The organism is Elioraea sp. (assembly GCF_022842375.1).
In the GTDB taxonomy this organism is placed as follows: Bacteria; Pseudomonadota; Alphaproteobacteria; order Acetobacterales; family Acetobacteraceae; genus Elioraea_A.
Genome location: NZ_JALHPR010000019.1, coordinates 1 through 16,311, shown reverse-complemented (window position 1 = coordinate 16,311; position 16,311 = coordinate 1). Strand labels below are relative to the sequence as shown.

14 protein-coding genes are annotated in these 16,311 nt (G+C 71.1%); 4 read left to right on the top strand and 10 right to left on the bottom strand.

Features of this window, described 5'->3' with window-relative positions:
* Positions 1–6 precede the first annotated feature (6 nt).
* The gene (locus Q0C38_RS15535) at positions 7–1,029 is read left to right on the top strand and encodes a succinylglutamate desuccinylase/aspartoacylase family protein (protein WP_291298023.1); all 1,023 of its coding nucleotides are present in this window, start codon (positions 7–9) and stop codon (positions 1,027–1,029) included.
* Here the strand turns inward: Q0C38_RS15535 and Q0C38_RS15530 are convergent, their stop codons facing one another.
* From Q0C38_RS15530 to Q0C38_RS15520, 3 genes are all read right to left on the bottom strand, one after another.
* A complete protein-coding gene (locus Q0C38_RS15530) occupies positions 1,030–1,680 on the bottom strand; it encodes a hypothetical protein (RefSeq protein WP_291298022.1) in 651 nt (216 codons plus the stop codon).
* Between the two features lie 83 nt (positions 1,681–1,763).
* Positions 1,764–2,432, bottom strand: coding sequence for a GntR family transcriptional regulator (locus Q0C38_RS15525; RefSeq protein WP_291298021.1), 669 nt, complete (start codon positions 2,430–2,432; stop codon positions 1,764–1,766).
* A 27-nt stretch (positions 2,433–2,459) separates the two neighbouring features.
* Positions 2,460–3,683, bottom strand: coding sequence for an alanine--glyoxylate aminotransferase family protein (locus tag Q0C38_RS15520; protein WP_291298020.1), 1,224 nt, complete (start codon positions 3,681–3,683; stop codon positions 2,460–2,462).
* 77 nt (positions 3,684–3,760) lie between these two features.
* On the opposite strand from Q0C38_RS15520, the gene Q0C38_RS15515 reads away from it, so the two are divergent.
* Complete coding sequence (locus Q0C38_RS15515; protein ID WP_291298019.1) at positions 3,761–6,700, top strand: FAD-binding and (Fe-S)-binding domain-containing protein; 2,940 nt, start codon at positions 3,761–3,763, stop codon at positions 6,698–6,700.
* Positions 6,701–6,864: 164 nt separating this feature from the next.
* On the top strand, positions 6,865–8,274 hold the full coding sequence (locus Q0C38_RS15510; RefSeq protein ID WP_291298018.1) for a glycosyltransferase family 4 protein: 1,410 nt from the start codon (positions 6,865–6,867) through the stop codon (positions 8,272–8,274).
* Here the strand turns inward: Q0C38_RS15510 and Q0C38_RS15505 are convergent.
* The 3 genes from Q0C38_RS15505 to Q0C38_RS15495 are packed head-to-tail and all read right to left on the bottom strand — an operon-like array spanning position 8,268 to position 10,520.
* Positions 8,268–9,272 (bottom strand): D-2-hydroxyacid dehydrogenase, encoded by a 1,005-nt coding sequence (locus tag Q0C38_RS15505; protein ID WP_291298017.1) that lies wholly within the window; start codon positions 9,270–9,272, stop codon positions 8,268–8,270. The genes Q0C38_RS15510 and Q0C38_RS15505 overlap by 7 nt on opposite strands.
* Before the next feature lie 59 nt (positions 9,273–9,331).
* A complete protein-coding gene (locus Q0C38_RS15500; RefSeq protein WP_291298016.1) occupies positions 9,332–9,682 on the bottom strand; it encodes a hypothetical protein in 351 nt (116 codons plus the stop codon).
* Between the two features lies 1 nt (position 9,683).
* The gene (locus Q0C38_RS15495) at positions 9,684–10,520 is read right to left on the bottom strand and encodes a cold shock domain-containing protein (protein ID WP_291298015.1); all 837 of its coding nucleotides are present in this window, start codon (positions 10,518–10,520) and stop codon (positions 9,684–9,686) included.
* Between the two features lie 171 nt (positions 10,521–10,691).
* Here Q0C38_RS15495 and Q0C38_RS15490 point away from each other — a divergent pair, with 171 nt between their 5' ends.
* Positions 10,692–11,927, top strand: coding sequence for an O-antigen ligase family protein (locus tag Q0C38_RS15490; protein WP_291298014.1), 1,236 nt, complete (start codon positions 10,692–10,694; stop codon positions 11,925–11,927).
* On the opposite strand, the gene Q0C38_RS15485 is transcribed toward Q0C38_RS15490, so the two are convergent.
* The 4 genes from Q0C38_RS15485 to Q0C38_RS15470 all read right to left on the bottom strand — a co-directional run bounded on the left by Q0C38_RS15485 (position 11,905) and on the right by Q0C38_RS15470 (position 16,230).
* Positions 11,905–12,780 carry a glycosyltransferase family 2 protein gene (locus Q0C38_RS15485; RefSeq protein ID WP_291298013.1) on the bottom strand — a complete coding sequence of 292 codons (876 nt, stop codon included), beginning with the start codon at positions 12,778–12,780 and terminating at the stop codon, positions 11,905–11,907. The two genes, Q0C38_RS15490 and Q0C38_RS15485, sit on opposite strands and share 23 nt — an antisense overlap.
* Positions 12,777–13,556 carry an O-methyltransferase gene (locus tag Q0C38_RS15480; protein ID WP_291298012.1) on the bottom strand — a complete coding sequence of 260 codons (780 nt, stop codon included), beginning with the start codon at positions 13,554–13,556 and terminating at the stop codon, positions 12,777–12,779. The genes Q0C38_RS15485 and Q0C38_RS15480 overlap by 4 nt, the downstream gene beginning before the upstream one ends.
* A 65-nt stretch (positions 13,557–13,621) precedes the next feature.
* Positions 13,622–15,352 (bottom strand): ABC transporter ATP-binding protein, encoded by a 1,731-nt coding sequence (locus Q0C38_RS15475; protein ID WP_291298011.1) that lies wholly within the window; start codon positions 15,350–15,352, stop codon positions 13,622–13,624.
* A complete protein-coding gene (locus Q0C38_RS15470; RefSeq protein ID WP_291298010.1) occupies positions 15,349–16,230 on the bottom strand; it encodes a bifunctional 2-polyprenyl-6-hydroxyphenol methylase/3-demethylubiquinol 3-O-methyltransferase UbiG in 882 nt (293 codons plus the stop codon). Before Q0C38_RS15470 ends, Q0C38_RS15475 begins: the two co-directional genes overlap by 4 nt.
* Between the last annotated feature and the right edge of the window lie 81 nt (positions 16,231–16,311).

Below are 16,311 nucleotides of genomic sequence, written 5' to 3'. Positions count from 1 at the left end.
CGCCCCGTGCCAGATGCCCGCCCGTCCCGTCTGAAGCCCGACGTTCCGTTCGACACAGACGGAAGACACACGGGGTTCGTGCGGCTCTATCATTCCGTACATGAAAGCGCCTACGGCTTCATCCCGATCCCCATCGTGGTGTTCCGCAACGGCGAGGGCCCGACGGCGCTGCTCATGTCGGGCAACCACGGCGACGAGTACGAGGGCCAGGTGGCCCTCTGCCGGCTTGCGCAGACGCTCGACGCCGTGCGCATCAAGGGGCGCGTGATCATCTTCCCGCTGGCCAACTATCCGGCCGGGATGGCGGGGCGGCGGACGAGCCCGATCGACGGCGGCAACCTCAACCGCTCCTTCCCCGGCGACCCTGACGGAACGGTGACGCAACAGATCGCCTGGTTCCTCTCCACCGTCCTGCTGCCGATGGCGGACGTGATCGTCGATCTCCACTCGGGCGGATCATCGCTGATGTATGTGCCCTCGGCGCTCTCGCGCAGGCCCGACGATGCCGCGGGGGCCGAGAAGGCGCTTCGCTACCTCAAGGCCTTCGCTGCCCCTGTCGCCTACCTGCCCACCGCCTCGCAGGGGACGGGCGACGAGCGCACCTTCAACGGCATGGTGGCCAAGCTCGGCAAGGTCGCCATCGGAACGGAGCTTGGTGGTGCCGGCACCGTCACGCCCGTGGCGTTGCGCATGGCCGAACGTGGCATCCGCAACATCCTGGTCGAGATGGGCATCCTGCCGGAGGGCGACCGTGTGAGGGGCGAGGCGCCGACGCGCGTGCTCGAGGTTGGCGGCAACGAGTGGTTCGTCTACACGCCCGAGCCCGGCGTGTATGAGCCGCTGGTGGAGCTTGGCGACGAGGTCGTGGCGGGCCAGCCTGCCGCCAACGTGTACTTCCCGGAAACCCCCTGGCGTGCGCCGGAGACGGTGCGGTTCCTGCGCGACGGCTTCGTGCTGTGCAAGCGCCAGCCGGGGCGGACGCTGCGCGGCGACTGCCTGTTCCACCTCGGCACCGACACGGGGCTTTAGCTACCGCTCGGCGTGATAGCGCTGGTTGATGAAGCGCTTCACCCAGTCGTACTTCTCCTTGATCACGGTCTCCGGCGTCTTTCCAAATAGCGTCTTGATGCTCGCAGTTTCGAGCGCTGGCTTGTCTGGGTTGTAGAGGTGCATCGCGCCGATTGAGTAGCACCAGGCGAAAATCACCGTGTCACCCTTGTCGAGATACTTCTTCGCCGCGGCCTTCACCTTGTCGCGTGTCGAGCCTTCGCCGAAGTTCTCGACCGTCAGCGTGGCGTGGCCGTCGCGTAGCCTCTCGTTCGGCCAGTCGTACTTGCACATACCGCGCTTCTCGCCCGTCAGGATGTAGTGCGCGACATCCTGGTCCTGCCCGAAATGCGTGACGTCGATGACCGTCTGCGGAACCTTGCTGTCGAGCGCGAAGCCACCGGCCTGGCTGCCGTGGCGACCCGAGAAGACGTGGAAATTCACGTGCCCGAGCGGCGCGAGATGGCCGATGATCGGCGGCCAGGAGAGGTTCCCCGTCTCGGTGACGGAGAGATAGAGGTTGCCGACCCTGATCCACGGCAACTGCGCAGTGTGCGCCTTGTCGGCGTGCGCCTCCAGGTACTCCAGGGTCTGCGTCTTCGCTTCCTCAGAGCCTTCCTCGATCATGCGCATGGGGCCTGCCTTTCCGCGACGTGGGCGTTGCCACATGCTCGCGCGGGGGCCGCGGCAGCGCCTTGAGGCGGATCAAGGGGCCGTCAGGCGGAGGCGCGCGCCACCGCCTCGCGCACCGCGGCACGCTTCGAGGCCAGGTGCTCGCGCAGGCAGGCGCCGAGCGCGCGGCCGTCGCGGCGCAGCAGCGCATCCATCATCGCCGCATGCTCCGCCACGCTCTGCTCCCACGAGCTCTCCTCCACCTGCGCGACGTAGCGGATGCGCTTGAGGCGGAGCGAGAGGGCACGGTGAAGTGCGGCGAGCGTCGGGTTCGCCGCCGCGGCGACGATGCGGTCATGGATCGTTTCATTGTGCGCGAGGAACGCGCGCCGCCGCCCCTCCCGGTGGGCGGCGAGCATCGCCTCGTGCAGCGCGGCGATCGCGGCGCACTCCTCGTCGCTCATCCTGAGTGCGGCAAGTTCCCCCGCAGCACCCTCGAGGGCGGCGAGGACGGGGAACACCTCGTCCACCTCCTCCGGCGTCACGGGGGTGACAACCGCGCCCTTGTGCGGCTCGATCGTCACGATGCCCTCGGCGGCAAGCGCCCGCAGCGCCTCGCGCAGCGGGATGCGGCTGATACCGAGGCGGCCGGAGAGCTCGGCTTCGGTCAGGCGCTCGCCCGGGGCCAGGCTTCCCTCGCCGATCAGCGCGCGGAGCTTCTCGGCGGCCGCGTCGGCGAGGGTCAGCCGCTTCAGTGGGTCGATAGCGTTCACTTCGGCGCGTTCACTTGGGGGCGTTCATCAGGCCCGGGCGGTGGCGGCGAGATACTCCATCGCCGCGGCAACGCCGGCCTTCTTGTGCGGCACCTTGGCCAGCCCGAGGCCCATCTCGATGCCGGCAAGCGTTCCCATCAGCGTCAGGTCGTTGAAGTCGCCGAGGTGCCCGATGCGGAACACGCGGTCGGCCAGGCGCGAAAGGCCGTTGCCGAGGCTCATGTCGAAGGCGTCACGGATTTTCGCGCGCAGCCCGTCGGCCGAATGCCCTTCGGGCATCATCACGGCGGTGAGGGAGGAGGAGTAGTTCCGCTCCTCGCGGCACAGCACCTCGAGCCCCCAGGCGCGCACCGCACGGCGCGTTGCCTCGGCGTGGCGGTCATGCCGCGCGAAGACGTTCTCGAGGCCCTCCTCGTGCAGCATGTCGATGGCCGCCTCGAGGCCGTAGAGGATGTTCGTCGCCGGCGTGTAGGGGAAATAGCCGGTGGCGTTCGGCCCCGCATGCTCCTCCCACGACCAGAAGCTGCGCGGCAGGCCGGCCTTCTCGTTCAGCGCCATCGCCTTGTCGGACACGGCGGTGAAGGAGAGGCCGGGGGGCAGCATCAGCCCCTTCTGCGACCCGCCGACGGTGACGTCGACGCCCCACTCGTCATGGCGGTAGTCGATCGAGGCGAGGGAGGAGATGGTGTCGACCATCAGCAGCGCGGGATGGTGCGCGGCGTCGATGGCGCGGCGGATGGCGGCGACATCGGTGGTGCAGCCTGTGGAGGTCTCGTTGTGCACCACGCACACGGCCTTGATCGCGCCCGCCGTGTCGGCGGCCAGCGTCGCCTCGATCTCGGCCGCGGCGGCATCGGCGCCGACGCGCCAGTCGGTGTCGATGAACTGCGGCACGAGGGCGAGGCGCTCGGCGAGCTTCTTCCACAGCAGGGCGAAATGGCCGGTCTGGACCATCAGCACGCGATCGCCGGCCGAGAGCGTGTTGACGAGGGCCGCTTCCCACGCGCCGGTGCCGGAGGCGGGGTAGATGAACACGCGCCCCTTCTCGGTCTTGAAGATGGTCTTCATGCCCTCGAGGCAGGCGAGGCCGAGGCGGCCGAAAGCGGGGCTGCGATGATCCATCGTCGGCGCATCCATCGCGCGGAGGATGCGATCGGGCACGTTGGTGGGGCCGGGGATCTGCAGGAAATGGCGTCCGGCCACGCGGCCTGGCTGGTTGTGTCCTGTCTTGCTCGTGCCGTCCGGTGCCATGGTTTTCCTCCCCGCGCAGGTTGCCTCGGCTCATGGTATACAATATGCTTTCGGCGACGGCAACAGGAGGATCGGCCATGGGCGTGACGGTGAAGCCGGGGCTGGAGCGGCGCTTGAAGGCAACGCTCAAGGGCGCCGTGCGCTTCGATGCCGCCACCCGCGGCCGCTACGCCACCGACGCCTCGTCCTACCAGGTGATGCCGCTCGGCGTCGCCGCGCCGACGGGGCCCGAGGACGTGTCGGCCGCGCTGCGCATCGCGCGCGAGGAAGGCGTTCCCGTCCTGCCGCGCGGCGGCGGCACCTCCCAGTGCGGGCAGACGGTGAACGACGCGCTCGTGCTCGACTGTTCGCGCCACATGAACCGCATCCTCTCGCTCGACGTCGCCGGCCGCCGCGCGGTGGTCGAGCCCGGACTCGTGCTGGACGAGCTGAACCGTGCCCTGAAGCCGCACGGCCTCTGGTTCCCCGTGGATGTCTCGACCGCGAGCCGCGCGACGCTGGGCGGCATGGCCGGGAACAATTCCTGCGGCAGCCGTTCCTTGCGCTACGGCAACATGCGCGAGAACACGCTCTCGATCGACGCGATCCTGCCCGATGGCACGGCGGCGCATTTCGGCACGCTCGACACCGCGACCGAGCGCCCCATCCCGCCCGACATGGTGGCCGACCTGCTGGCGCTGGGTGCGCGCGAGGCCGATGAGATCCTGGCGAAGTTCCCCGCCGTGCAGCGCCGCGTCGGCGGCTACAACCTCGATGCGCTGCTGCCCTCCAACCGCCCGCAAAACCTTGCGCACCTGCTCGTCGGCTCGGAAGGCACGCTCGGGTTCTCGACAGCGATCGAGCTCATGTTGTCGCCGCTGCTGCCGGCGAAGAAGCGCCTCGGCGCCTGCCATTTCGGCAGCTTCCACGAGGCGATGGCCGCAGCCCAGCACATCGTGAAGCTCGGCCCCACGGCGGTCGAGCTCGTCGATGCGACGATGATCGGCCTCGCCTCGGGCATCGCGATGTTCCGCCCCACGCTCGAGGCCTTCGTGCGGGGCGGGCCCGAGGCGCTGCTGCTGATCGAATTCGCGGAAGGCGACGACGGCGAGAACGCGCGCCGGATCGCGGCGCTGCAGGACCTGATGTGCGACCTCGGCTTCTCCTGGGAAGGCTCTGGCGCGCGCTTCGGCGGCGTGGTGGAGGTGACGGACGCCAGGCTCCAGGGTGCGATCACGGAGCTGCGTACCGCCGGCCTCAACATCATGATGAGCATGAAGGACGAGCGGAAGCCGGTCTCCTTCGTCGAGGATGCCGCCGTGCCGCTCGAGCATCTCGCGGAATACACCGCGCGGCTGACGGCGGTGTTCGAGAAGCATGGCACGAAGGGTACCTGGTATGCGCATGCGGGCTCCGGTTGCCTGCACGTGCGGCCCGTGCTGAACCTCCGCCTCGACAAGGATCTGCGTGCGATGCGCGCGATCGCCGAGGAGGCGTTCGCGATGGTGCGCGCGTACAAGGGCAGCCATTCCGGCGAGCATGGCGACGGCATCGTGCGGTCGGAGTTCCACCGCCCGATGTTCGGCGACCGGATCGTTTCGGCCTTCGAGGCGGTAAAGGACAGGATCGATCCGACAGGCCTGTTCAACCCCGGCCGCATCGTCCGCCCGCCGCGGATGGATGATCGCGCGCTGCTTCGCTACAACGGCGCCTACGGTGCGAGCACGATCACACCGCATCTCGACTGGTCCGATTTCGCGACCGAGACGCGCACCACGCCGGCGCTGCAATTCCAGGGCGCGGTCGAGATGTGCAACAACAACGGCGCGTGCCGCTCGCTTGCCGGGGGCGTCATGTGCCCCTCCTACCGCGCCACGCGCGAGGAGGCGGACGTGACGCGCGGCCGCGCCAACACGCTTCGCCTCGCTCTCTCCGGTCAGCTCGGCGCGGACGCCTTCGCCTCCGATGCGATGGCCGAGACGATGGCGCTCTGCGTCGGCTGCAAGGCGTGCAAGCGCGAATGCCCGACGGGCGTCGACATGGCGCGGATGAAGACGGAGGTGCAGGCCGCCCGCATCGCCGCGCGCGGCCTGTCGTTGCGCGAACGTCTCGTCGCCTACCTGCCGGCCTACGCGCCGCATGCCTATGGCGCGCGGGCGATGACGGCGCTGCGCAACCGCACGCCGCTGCTCGCGAAGCTGATGGAGCGCGTCACCGGCTTCGCCGCCGACCGGCCGCTGCCCGCATGGGCCGCCGAACCATTCCGCGATGGCGAGGCGGCAGGGGGCGCCGGGGAACCCGTGCTGCTCTTCGCCGATACGTTCAATCGCTGGTTCGAGCCCGGCAACCTGCGGGATGCGGTGTCGGTGCTGCGCGCAGGCGGTTTCGCGCCCGACACGGCGAAGGGCGGCGGCCGCCCCCTCTGCTGCGGCCGGACCTATCTCGCCGCCGGAATGGTCGACCGGGCGCGCGAGGAGGCACGCCGCGCGCTCGCCGTTCTCGCGCCGCGTGTTCGCGCGGGCCTTCCCATCGTCGGGCTCGAACCCTCCTGCGTGTTGACGCTGAAGGACGAGTGGCGCGCGCTCGGCCTCGGCGACGACGCTCTCCTGGTGGCGGATGCCGCGCTGCCGTTCGAGAGCTTCGTCGTCCGCCACCGCGACCGTTTCCATGATGCGTTCGGCACGATCGAGGCCGATGCGCTGGTGCATGGCCACTGCCACAGCAAGGCGCATGGCGTTGCCGGCGACATCATCGCTGCACTCTCGCTCGTACCGGGCCTGAAGCCCGCCATGATCGAGAGTTCCTGCTGCGGCATGGCGGGCAGCTTCGGCTACCAGGCGGAGACGGCCGATGTGTCGCGCAGCATGGCGGGGCTGTCGCTCCTGCCCGCGCTTGACAAGGCAGCGCCGGCGACACTCGTCGTCGCCAACGGGACGTCGTGTCGCCACCAGATCGACGATCTCGCGCGGAGAGATGCACTCAGCCCTGCAAACGTGCTCGCGCGTGCCATTGGCGATGGTTTTTCTCGCAATGCTTGACGTGCGACTGGCAGGCCAGCTCAGAAGCGATCATTGAGGCGGTCCGATCGTGATTTAAGGACAGACGTCTGCGTGCCGGGGGGCACGACGACGTCTGACGTATCGGTAGCCGATCGTTAGTGCGGCCCGGGGTACGCCAAGTCACGCATTGGAGCGAGGGGACGATGTTGAGCGCTGTGAAGCCAGGGGTCATTGTCAGGATCGACCGCGCCTTGCGCCATCTGGTGCACGCGCTCGGCGCATCACCGGTGATCGGCGTACTATTTCGCCGCGGCGCCGAGGCACTCCGTCCGCTGCGTCGGGCCATCATCGGCCCGCGGCTCGACGCCGAGGCGCGCCGCCTTGCCGCCATGCTCGCAGCGCGGCGCGTCAGCCCCGCTGATGACCGTCCGCTTCACGTCGTCCTGCTGTGCAGCAACTGGGGCGAGGCCGGCAGCGGCATCGCGATCTGGACCGCTGTCCTTGCCGGGGCGCTCGTTCGGCGTGGGCATCGTGTCGTCGTCATCCGCGCGGCCGATGATGCATCGGATCGGTTCGAGGCGGGCGTGCGCGTGCTTGCGGTCCAGCCGGCGCGGCTTCGCCGTTGGCCTGGCCTGCCGCCGCTCCCGCCCGGCTGCGCGGACTGGCAGCGCGGTGTCGTCGAGACCGTGCTCCGGCTGCATGAGGCTGACCCGGTGGATCTCGTCAGTGGGCCGATCTGGCTGGTCGAGCCGCTGGCGGTGCTGCGTTCGGGCGCGGTGCCGGTTGCCGTCAGCCTCCACACCACCCGGGCGATGCTCCTGGCGGTCGGCGGCAGCAGGGATCGCTGGACGGACGAGGCCGTCGCGGCTGAGCGCATGCTGCTCACCGATGCGCCGATCGTGATCGCGAATACCGTGGCGGCAGCGGCCGACATCGCCGCGGCTTCCGGCGTCACCATCGCCGCGGAGCGGCTCGCGGTGGTGCCGCATGGCCTTGCTGATCTCGCGGCCGGAACAATCGCGGCGCCGCGCGAGGAGGCAACGCGGCTGCTCTTCCTCGGGAGGCTCGAGCGCCGAAAGGGCATCGACACCCTGCTCGATGCGTTGCCGCTGCTGGCTGACCTGCCCGGCGTCGCGGTCGACATCGCCGGCGCGCCGCAGGGGAGCGACCCGGAGCCCGCGTTCCGCGCGCGCCATGGCGATGCACCCTGGGCGTCGCGCGTGCGCTTCCTCGGAGCGGTGGGGGAGGCGGAGAAGACCGCGCTGCTCGCCGCGAGCGACATCGTCGTGCTGCCTGCGCGCTATGAATCCTTCGGCCTCGTCGCCGTTGAGGCGATGATGTTCGGCAAGCCCGTGATCTCCACGCAGGCCGGCGGCATTCCCGAGGTGGTGGAGAATGGCGTGACGGGGCTGCTCGTGCCGCCAGGCGAACCCGAGGCCCTTGCCGCGGCGATGCGTCGGCTCGTCACTGATGCACCGTTGCGCGAGCGGCTCGGTGCTGCCGGGCGCGCCGGCTACCTCGCGCGGTTCACCGACGATGCGATGGCAGGGACATGGGTTGCCGCCGTGCGCACGGCGCTGGCCCGACGCGCAGCCGAGGCTTCCGCTCAGTAACCCCGCGTGCGGTCGACCTCGTTCGGCATCGCCTCTCCCGCCCGCCAGGCGACGAGGTTCCGGAAGAAGATGTCGAGGGTCCGCGGATTGTAGGTGTCGGGGTCGTCGCTCGACACATGCGGGCTGATGACGAGGTTGGGCGTGCGCCACAGCCGGTGCCCCATCGGGATCGGTTCCGGGGTGAACACGTCGAGCACCGCGCCGGAGAGCCTGCCCGCCTCGAGCATGTCGCACAGCGCATCCTGGTCGATCACGGCGCCGCGGGCGATGTTCACCACGCCCGCATGCAGCGGCAGCAGCGAGAGCATGCCGCGCGTGATCATCCCCTGTGTCGCCGCTGTCAGCGGCATGGCGAGGACGAGAACGTCAGCACCGGGCAGCACCGTGTCGAGGTTCTCCGATGTCACCACGCGTTCACAGGCCGGGTGCGGCGCGCCGCGCGCCGAACAGCCGATCACGCGCATGCCGAGCAGGCTGCAATTCGCCGCGATGCTGCCGCCGAGGTCGCCAAGCCCCACGACCACCACCGTCCTGCCGGCGACGGAGCGGGTGAAGATCGGCTGCCAGCGCCCCTCGCGCTGCGCGGTCGTGAGGGTGGGGATGCGGTTGGCGATCATCAGCACTGCCATCACGCCCCACTCGCCCGCCTTCACCGCATGCGCGCCGCTGTTGTTCAGCAGGCGCACAGGGGGCGGGATCATGTCGAACGGGGCGAGGCGGTCGAGGCCGGCCGAGGTCGCCATCACCCATTTCAGGCGCGGTGCCGTGTGGGGGAAGCGGGCCTTGATCTCCTTCGTCCAGGTGATCAGCAGGTCGGCCCGCGCCATGGCGGTGGAGAAGCCCGCATCGTCATCGGCGATCGAGACGGTCAGGGCTTGGCCGGCCGCGCCGGCGCGGGCGACCGCCTGGTCCCACTGCGCGCGGGTGATGGGAAACAGCGTTTCCCCGGCAGGGTTCTGGATGTGGACGTGAAGGGAAGCGGGGCTGGGGTCTGGCATGGCGAACGATCCCGCGGCCCAGGCTTTCGGGCAAGGGGGGCGGTGCAGAAAGAGGGGGCTCAGCGCCGGGCGCGAACCAGAAGGGGCATCGTCACGGGTCCGGGGACGCGGGCTGGGCGCGGGCGTGGCGGCGCGTCAGCCGGCGGGCGGGCGCCGAGGCCCATGATGGCGGCACCCATCGCCGCGCTGCCGAAGGTGATGGAGGTGCCGAGCAGCAGGAGGCCGAGCGCGATCGACCCATCGGCGCTGCGCAGCATCAATCCGCGAAGGCCGGCAACGTCAAGCGCGAGAAGGGCCGCGACGAACAGCATCCCGGTCGTGACGCCGATGGCGGCGTGGCTGAGCAGGAACGCGACATGCGGGGGAAACGCGCGCCTCGCTCTCCGGAGCGTGGAGAGGAGGCGCGCCATGTCAGAGAACCTCGACCGATACGGCCTGGCGGCCCTTCGGCCCGGTGACGACGGTTGCCTTCACGCGGCGGCCAGGCGTCAGGCTCTCGGGCGTCAGCGGCCCGAGGGCACGGAGCGGAACGAACACGTCGGTACCGTTCTCGGGCGTGATGAAGCCGAAGCCCTTCCGCACGTCGAAGAACTTGACCGTGCCAGCGACCAGCTCGCTCGGGCCGTCGGAGGCACGCGGGCCGCCGAAGCCGCCGCCGCCGCCGAAGTCACGCCGCGGTGGACGATCGCCGAAGCCGCCGCCACCACCGAATCCCCCACCGCCGCCGCCGAGATCGCGGCGCGGGGGGCGATCACCGAAGCCGCCGCCGCCGAAGCCACCTGCACCGCCGCCAAAGTCACGGCGCGGGGGACGATCGCCGAAGCCGCCGCCACCGCCGCCGAAGTCGCGCCGTGGCGGACGGTCACCGAAGCCGCCGCCGCCCCCGCCGCCGAAGTCGCGACGCGGCGGCCGGTCGCCGAAGCCACCACCGCCACCGAAGTCGCGCCGCGGCGGCCGGTCACCGAAATCGCGCCGTGGCGGACGGTCGCCGCCGCCCTCCGGAATCGGGGCTGCGCCGAACTTCACCTCGACGATCCGCGTCACCTGCCGGCCGCGCGGCACGTCGCCGATCTCGCAGACCAGCACATCTCCCTGGTCGACGGCCGCCTGGCCGATCGCCGTGAGCGACGAGACGTGGAAGAACACGTCCTGACCGTCGGGGAGTGTTACGAAGCCGAAGCCCTTCGCGCGATTGAAGAACTTGACGGGCGCCTCGACCGTGGCGCCATTCTCTGTATTGTCTTCCAAGGGAACAACCTGTCTTTGCCTGCCTGCCCGTACTCAAGCACGCCAGCATAGCCGAGGAAAAGCAATCACTACAGCCCCCCTCGCCATGCGCTGTGGCGGCATTGCCACGCGCGACGCCACCGGGCCGCGCTGCGAGGACAGTTTCGCGTGATGCCGCAACGTTCGACAACCATGCCGCGTGTCTTTGCTGCCGTTCTCGCCGGCGCCTGCGCGCTGGCCATGCCGGTGGCGCTGATCCAGAACCGCGGCCTCGTGCCGCTTGCCGCCCTTGCCGGCGTGGCGGCCCTCGCCGCGCTCGCGGGGGGATGGCGCGAGGCGCTTGCCGCCGTCGCGCGCGGGCCGTTCGCCGCTGCCGCCGCACTCTCGCTCTGGGCCATCGCCTCGGCGCTCTGGGCCGCAGCACCAGGCGCGGCGTTCATGGGCGGGGTGCGGCTTGCCGCCCTCGTCATCGCGCTCGCGGCCATCGTCACGGCTGCGGCGTCTCTGCCCGTGTCGGCGCGGGAGTGGGTGTCGCGCGCGCTCATCGGCGGTGCCGCGGCGGGAGCGGCGCTGCTGGTGGTCGAGCTCGTCGCTGGAGCGCCGCTGAACAACGCGTTGCGCGGCTTCCCGATGCCGCCGCGCAACGCCGAGGTGACAAAGCCCGCAGCGACACTGCTCGTGCTGCTCGCCGGGCCCGTGCTGCTGATGGTGTCGGCGCGCGCCGGCTGGCGTGGTGCCGCGGCGCTCGGGGCCGCGTTCGCTGCTGCCGTGCTGATGAGCACGAGCGAGGCTGCGCGGCTGGGCCTCATCGCCGCGATCGGTGCCGGCGCAGCAGCTCTCGCCCTGCCCGGGCTGACGCGGCGTGTGCTGCCCGCGGCGCTGGCGCTTGCCGTTCTCGCAGCCCCCCCGCTGCTCGACCAGGTGGCGCGCGGTGCGACACGGGCGGGAATGCTGCCGCTCTCGGCCGTGCACCGCACGCTGATCTGGGACTATGCGGCGGAGCGTGCGGCGGAGCGGCCCTTTGCCGGCTTCGGCATGGATGCCGCGCGGTCGCTGCCCGGCGGGCGCGACAATCCCGATGTCGCGCGGCTCGATGCGCTTGGCATCCAGGGGCCGGCGCGTGACTTCTTCATCGCAGCCCCGCGGGGGCTGGCGGAGCTGATCCCGCTGCACACGCATTCCATGCCGTTGCAGGTGCGGCTCGAACTCGGCTTCGTCGGGCTTGCGCTGTTCGCGCTGTTCGCCTTCCTCGCCGGCCGTGCCGCCGCGGCGCTGCCGGGGCGCGCGGCACTGGCCGCTGGCGCTGCCGTGGCCGCGTCAGCCGCCGTCGTGTCGCTGCTGAGCTATGGCGTGTGGCAGCACTGGTGGTGGGTGTCGGTCGCGCTCGCGGCCGCGGCGCTGGCCGCTATCGCGAGGGACGGCCGCTGAGCCAGGCGAGGGTGCCGCGGAACCGCGCGGCATCGCGCAGCCCCTTGCCGGCGGGATCTGTCACCGCATAGCCCGCCGCCTTGACGCCATGCCGCACCAGGGCGGCGAGCCCGATGCGCCAGGCGGCACCGCGCCCGCGCCACTTCGCCTCGACATGCAGGCGCGACCAGGCCATGGCGAAGAACTTCTCGCGCTTCTTCTCTGCCGTTGCCGGGATTGATCCACCGCCCAGATGGCTTGCCACCGCATCCGCCAGGCGGATGATGGCGTGGCCTGCCTGGCGCACGCGCATGCAGAAATCATCGTCCTCGTAGTAGAGGAAGATCGCCGGATCGAACCCGCCGATGCGCTGGTACACGCTGCGGCGCACGAGCATCACGGCACCCGAGACATAGTCCGCGCAGATGTCGCCTGTCGGCTCGCTGTCGGTTCGGGGCCCGAGTGCCGCGCGGGCGAACAGGCCGACATCGTGCGACACCTCCCACGACCCGTCGGGTGCGCGCAGCGTTGGCGCGAGCACGGCCGCATCGGGCCAGCGATCGCCGGCCGCGACGAGCAGCGGAACCGCATCGGGCGCGAGCACGGCATCGGGGTTCAGGAGCAGGACGAACTCGGTCTCGGCGGCGGCTAGGCCCTGGTTCGCCGCGTTGCCGTAGCCCACGCCGATGGCGTTGGCGATGATCGTGGCCCCCGGCAGCGTGGCGCCGACGATCTCGCGCGTGTCATCCCCGCTCGCATTGTCGACCACGATGACGCGCGCTGCCGGTGCCGCCGCGCGCAGGCACGGTTCGATCACCGCGCGCGCAAAGTGCGTGACGACAACCACCGTCACGCGTGCCCACGGATCGGTCATGCCGGCAGTTCGAGCAGCCCGACGCGGTCATCGAGCGTGAGTGAGGCACGGAAACGATCATCGGCGGCCAGCGTCCGCCAGCACGCATTCATGTCGTCGGAGAAGGTGATGTCGTCGAGCAGCACGAGAGCGCCGGGCGAGAGATGCGGCATGATGAGTGCGAGCTGCGCGCGCACGAACGCGCCGGTGTGGATCGCGTCGATGAAGCAGAGGTCGATGCTGCGGCCCGCGAGGGTGGGCGTGAGCGCATCCTCCACCGTGTGTGGCACGGCGGTGGCGTGCGGTCCGATGCGGGCGATGTTGCGTGCGGCGATCGCATGCCAGGTCTCGTTCGGGTCGAAGGTCAGCAGCGCTCCGCCGCCCGCCTGTGCAAGGCCATCCACCCAGTACATGCCCGAAATGCCGAAGGCGGTGCCGACCTCGACGATCACGCCGGGCTTCCGCGTGGCGGCAAGCCAGGCGAACACGCGGCCCATGCGCGGCTGCGAGCGCACCTCCTCGCTCGACCGCGCCATCGCCTTGCCGGCCCAGGGCATCGCGGCATCGCGCGCATAGGCCGTGGCGTAGCCTTCCCAGAGCGGCTTCTGGCCGAGCGCTTCCGTCTCGGCCGCGATCCGTTCGACGAGCGCGGCCTGCGGCGGGGCCGGCGGGCGGAAGCGCGGGCCGGCGAGGTTGGCGGCGAGCCATGATCCGGCATCGCGCTTCACCCAGCCGACCGTCAGCGGCGCACGGGCAGCAGCGGCACGGCGAAGCGGGCGGAGCAGGCGGCGGAGCATGGCGGTGCGTCCTTGATGGGCGGGGCGATGCGCGTGTGCCCCGAAGCGGGCGCGCGCGCAAGCGCTCAGGGGCTGGGCAGGAGCGTGACGGTACCGTCCGCCACGCGGTAGACACGGTCGCACCCGGCCAGCGCCTCGGGCTTGTGCGAGATCGCGATGATCGCGCGCTCGCCCCGCAGCGTGCCCAGCGCGGCGAGGAGGGCGGCCTCGGTGGCGGGGTCGAGAGCGCTCGTCGCCTCGTCGAGCACCAGGATGGGGCGATCGAGATAGAGCGCGCGCGCGATGCCGATGCGCTGCGCCTCGCCGCCCGAGAGCCGTGCCGCACGTTCGCCGATCTCGGTGTCGAGGCCCTGCGGCAGGGACGCGACGAGCGCATCGAGTTGCGCCAGCCGCACCGCCTCCGCCAGCCGTGCCGCATCGAGGGCGGCGGCGCCGAGGGTGATGTTGGCCCGCAGCGTATCGTCGGCCACGAAGGGCGCCTGCGCTACATAGGCGACGGCGGCGCGCAGCCGCGCACGCTCGCCCTCGGTCGTGACCGCTGCGCCGTCGAGGAGGAGCGTTCCTTCGGCCGGCGCGAGAAGGCCGAGCAGGAGGTTCACCAGCGTCGTCTTGCCGGCACCGGAGGCGCCAACGATGCCGATCATCTCGCCGCGCCCGACGGCGATGGAGACATCGCCGAGAACCTTCCGTTCCGCCCCCGGATAGGTGTAGCCGAGGCCGTCCGCCGCCAGGCGCTCGCCGCTTGGCGGGGGTCCGGCGGCGGCGGCGACATCGGCCGCGGCGAGGGCTTCCGTCAGGCCGGGCGCGACCGCGCGGAACCCGGCCCAGGCGTAGTGGATCATCAGCCCGCTGACATAGAGGCGGTTCAGCGACGGCAGCAGGCGGTAGCCGGCGGCGAGATAGACGGCGAGCAGCGGCAGCGTCGCCGCCTCGGTTCCCGTCATCAGCGCGCGCAGGAACACCCCGAGCACGACGAGGATGGCCACCGCCTCGAGCGCCACGCGCGGCACCACCTGCATCCAGCCGACCACCGTCACCGCATGGCCGTGCCGTGCAGCTGCGGTCGCAAACCGATCGATGAACCCCTTCTCGGCGCCGGCGATCTTCACCTCGCGGATGCCGGAGAGCGCGCTCTGCGCGAGCTTCAGCATCGCGGCCTGCGTCTCCTCGCGCGCGCGGCCCTCGCGCGCGCCGACGCGGCGGATCACCACCGCGCCGAGGCCGAGCGCCACGGCACCGGCGAGGAATGCGCCGAGCGCCACGGCAGGGTTCAGCCATACGAGCACGAGCAGGATCAGCGTGATCACCAGGATCTCGGCCGCCGCGGTGATCGTCTGGAGCACGATGCTGTCGACGATCATGCGCGTCTCGGTCGTCACGTTCCGCTGCAACACGGCGGAGTTCGTCGCGGCATGCCGCGAGAAGGGCATGGCGAGATAGCCCGCGAGGATGCGCGTCGAGAGATCGGCGTAGAGGGCCTGGGCGAAGCGGTGCGCGGCATAGCCCTGTGCCAGGGTGACGCAGGCCTTGGCGGTGAAGAGGATGGCCACGGCGCCCACGGCAGCCGGCACGAGTGCGGCCGCATCGGCGCTTCCGAGCAGGCCGGCCAGCGCCTGCCCGGCGCGTGTCGCGGCGAACCCCTCCGGAGATTGCAGCACGAGGACGAGTGGGGCGATCGAGCCGACGCCGGCGGCCTCCAGCACCGCCATCGCGAGCGTCAGCACCGCAAGCCCTGCCACGCGCCAGGCAAGCCGCCCGCGCGGGGCGAGGAGCTTCCAGGCCGATGGCGCGCTCATCGCCCGAGCATCCGCTTGGCGATCTGCCGCAGCCGCGTCATCGGCCGGCCGACCAGTGCGAACCGCGCCCCGCGCGTCAGGTGGCCAAGCCTGATCATGGCCGGCGACACGGGCGGCAGCGTACCCTCGCCGATGCGGGCGGCGATATGGATGCTGCCCTTCGCCCGCCGCATCCCGACGACGCTGAACCCCGCCTGCGTCATCGCATAGGCCATCGACTGGCCCGTCGGGAAGAAGCTGTGCGCGTAGGCAGGGTCGGTCGCATCGTCCCACGCCATGAAGTCGGCGATGGTGATGGCGAGCAGCCCGTCGGGCGCGAGCAGGGCGCGGGCGCGGGCGAGGAAGCCCATCGGATCGGTCACGAAATAGATCGCGTGCGCGCTGTGCACGATGTCCCACCCGCCGTCGAGGTCGAGCGTCTCGACCTGGCCGATGCGCGAGGCGATGCCGAACTCGCGGTGGAACGGCTCCGTCGCCGCATCGGCATCGACGCCGAGGGCATCCCACCCGGCATCGGCGAAGGCGCGCACCGTGCCGCCGAGGCCGCAGCCGATGTCGAGGAAGCGGCCCTTCGCTTTCGCGGCGAGCGGCAGGTAGAAGCTGAGCGCACGCTCCCCGCCAAGCCGCGCGATGCGCCGCCGCTCGGCCCACAGCGCGGGGGCAGCGGCGGCATCGTCCCGCGTGCGGTTCGCCTCCCAGATGCGGGCCAGCACCGCGAGATCCTGCACCGCGGTGGGGTAGCCGTTGCCGCAGCGGCGGCAGAGGCGCCAGCCCGCTTGCCCCGTGTCGCCACGCTCGCCCCGCCAGCGATCGACCTCCGGCTCGTGCCGCGAGGGGATCGGCCAGGAGCGCTCCTCGCCGCAGATGGGGCAGCTCATGCCGCGTGCCCCAGCGCGGCCCGGAGCCTGAATGCCGCGCGGGCGAGCGGCGCCGGCAGCGCGAGCAGCGCGCGCGCGGCG

Coding starts and splice junctions, on each gene's coding strand:
- Q0C38_RS15530 (WP_291298022.1), bottom strand. CDS start 1,680: ATGCGCATGATCGAGGAAGGCTCTGAGGAAGCGAAGACGCAGACCCTG.
- Q0C38_RS15520 (WP_291298020.1), bottom strand. CDS start 3,683: ATGGCACCGGACGGCACGAGCAAGACAGGACACAACCAGCCAGGCCGC.
- Q0C38_RS15515 (WP_291298019.1), top strand. CDS start 3,761: ATGGGCGTGACGGTGAAGCCGGGGCTGGAGCGGCGCTTGAAGGCAACG.
- Q0C38_RS15510 (WP_291298018.1), top strand. CDS start 6,865: ATGTTGAGCGCTGTGAAGCCAGGGGTCATTGTCAGGATCGACCGCGCC.
- Q0C38_RS15505 (WP_291298017.1), bottom strand. CDS start 9,272: ATGCCAGACCCCAGCCCCGCTTCCCTTCACGTCCACATCCAGAACCCT.
- Q0C38_RS15500 (WP_291298016.1), bottom strand. CDS start 9,682: ATGGCGCGCCTCCTCTCCACGCTCCGGAGAGCGAGGCGCGCGTTTCCC.
- Q0C38_RS15490 (WP_291298014.1), top strand. CDS start 10,692: ATGCCGCGTGTCTTTGCTGCCGTTCTCGCCGGCGCCTGCGCGCTGGCC.
- Q0C38_RS15485 (WP_291298013.1), bottom strand. CDS start 12,780: ATGACCGATCCGTGGGCACGCGTGACGGTGGTTGTCGTCACGCACTTT.
- Q0C38_RS15480 (WP_291298012.1), bottom strand. CDS start 13,556: ATGCTCCGCCGCCTGCTCCGCCCGCTTCGCCGTGCCGCTGCTGCCCGT.
- Q0C38_RS15475 (WP_291298011.1), bottom strand. CDS start 15,352: ATGAGCGCGCCATCGGCCTGGAAGCTCCTCGCCCCGCGCGGGCGGCTT.
- Q0C38_RS15470 (WP_291298010.1), bottom strand. CDS start 16,230: ATGAGCTGCCCCATCTGCGGCGAGGAGCGCTCCTGGCCGATCCCCTCG.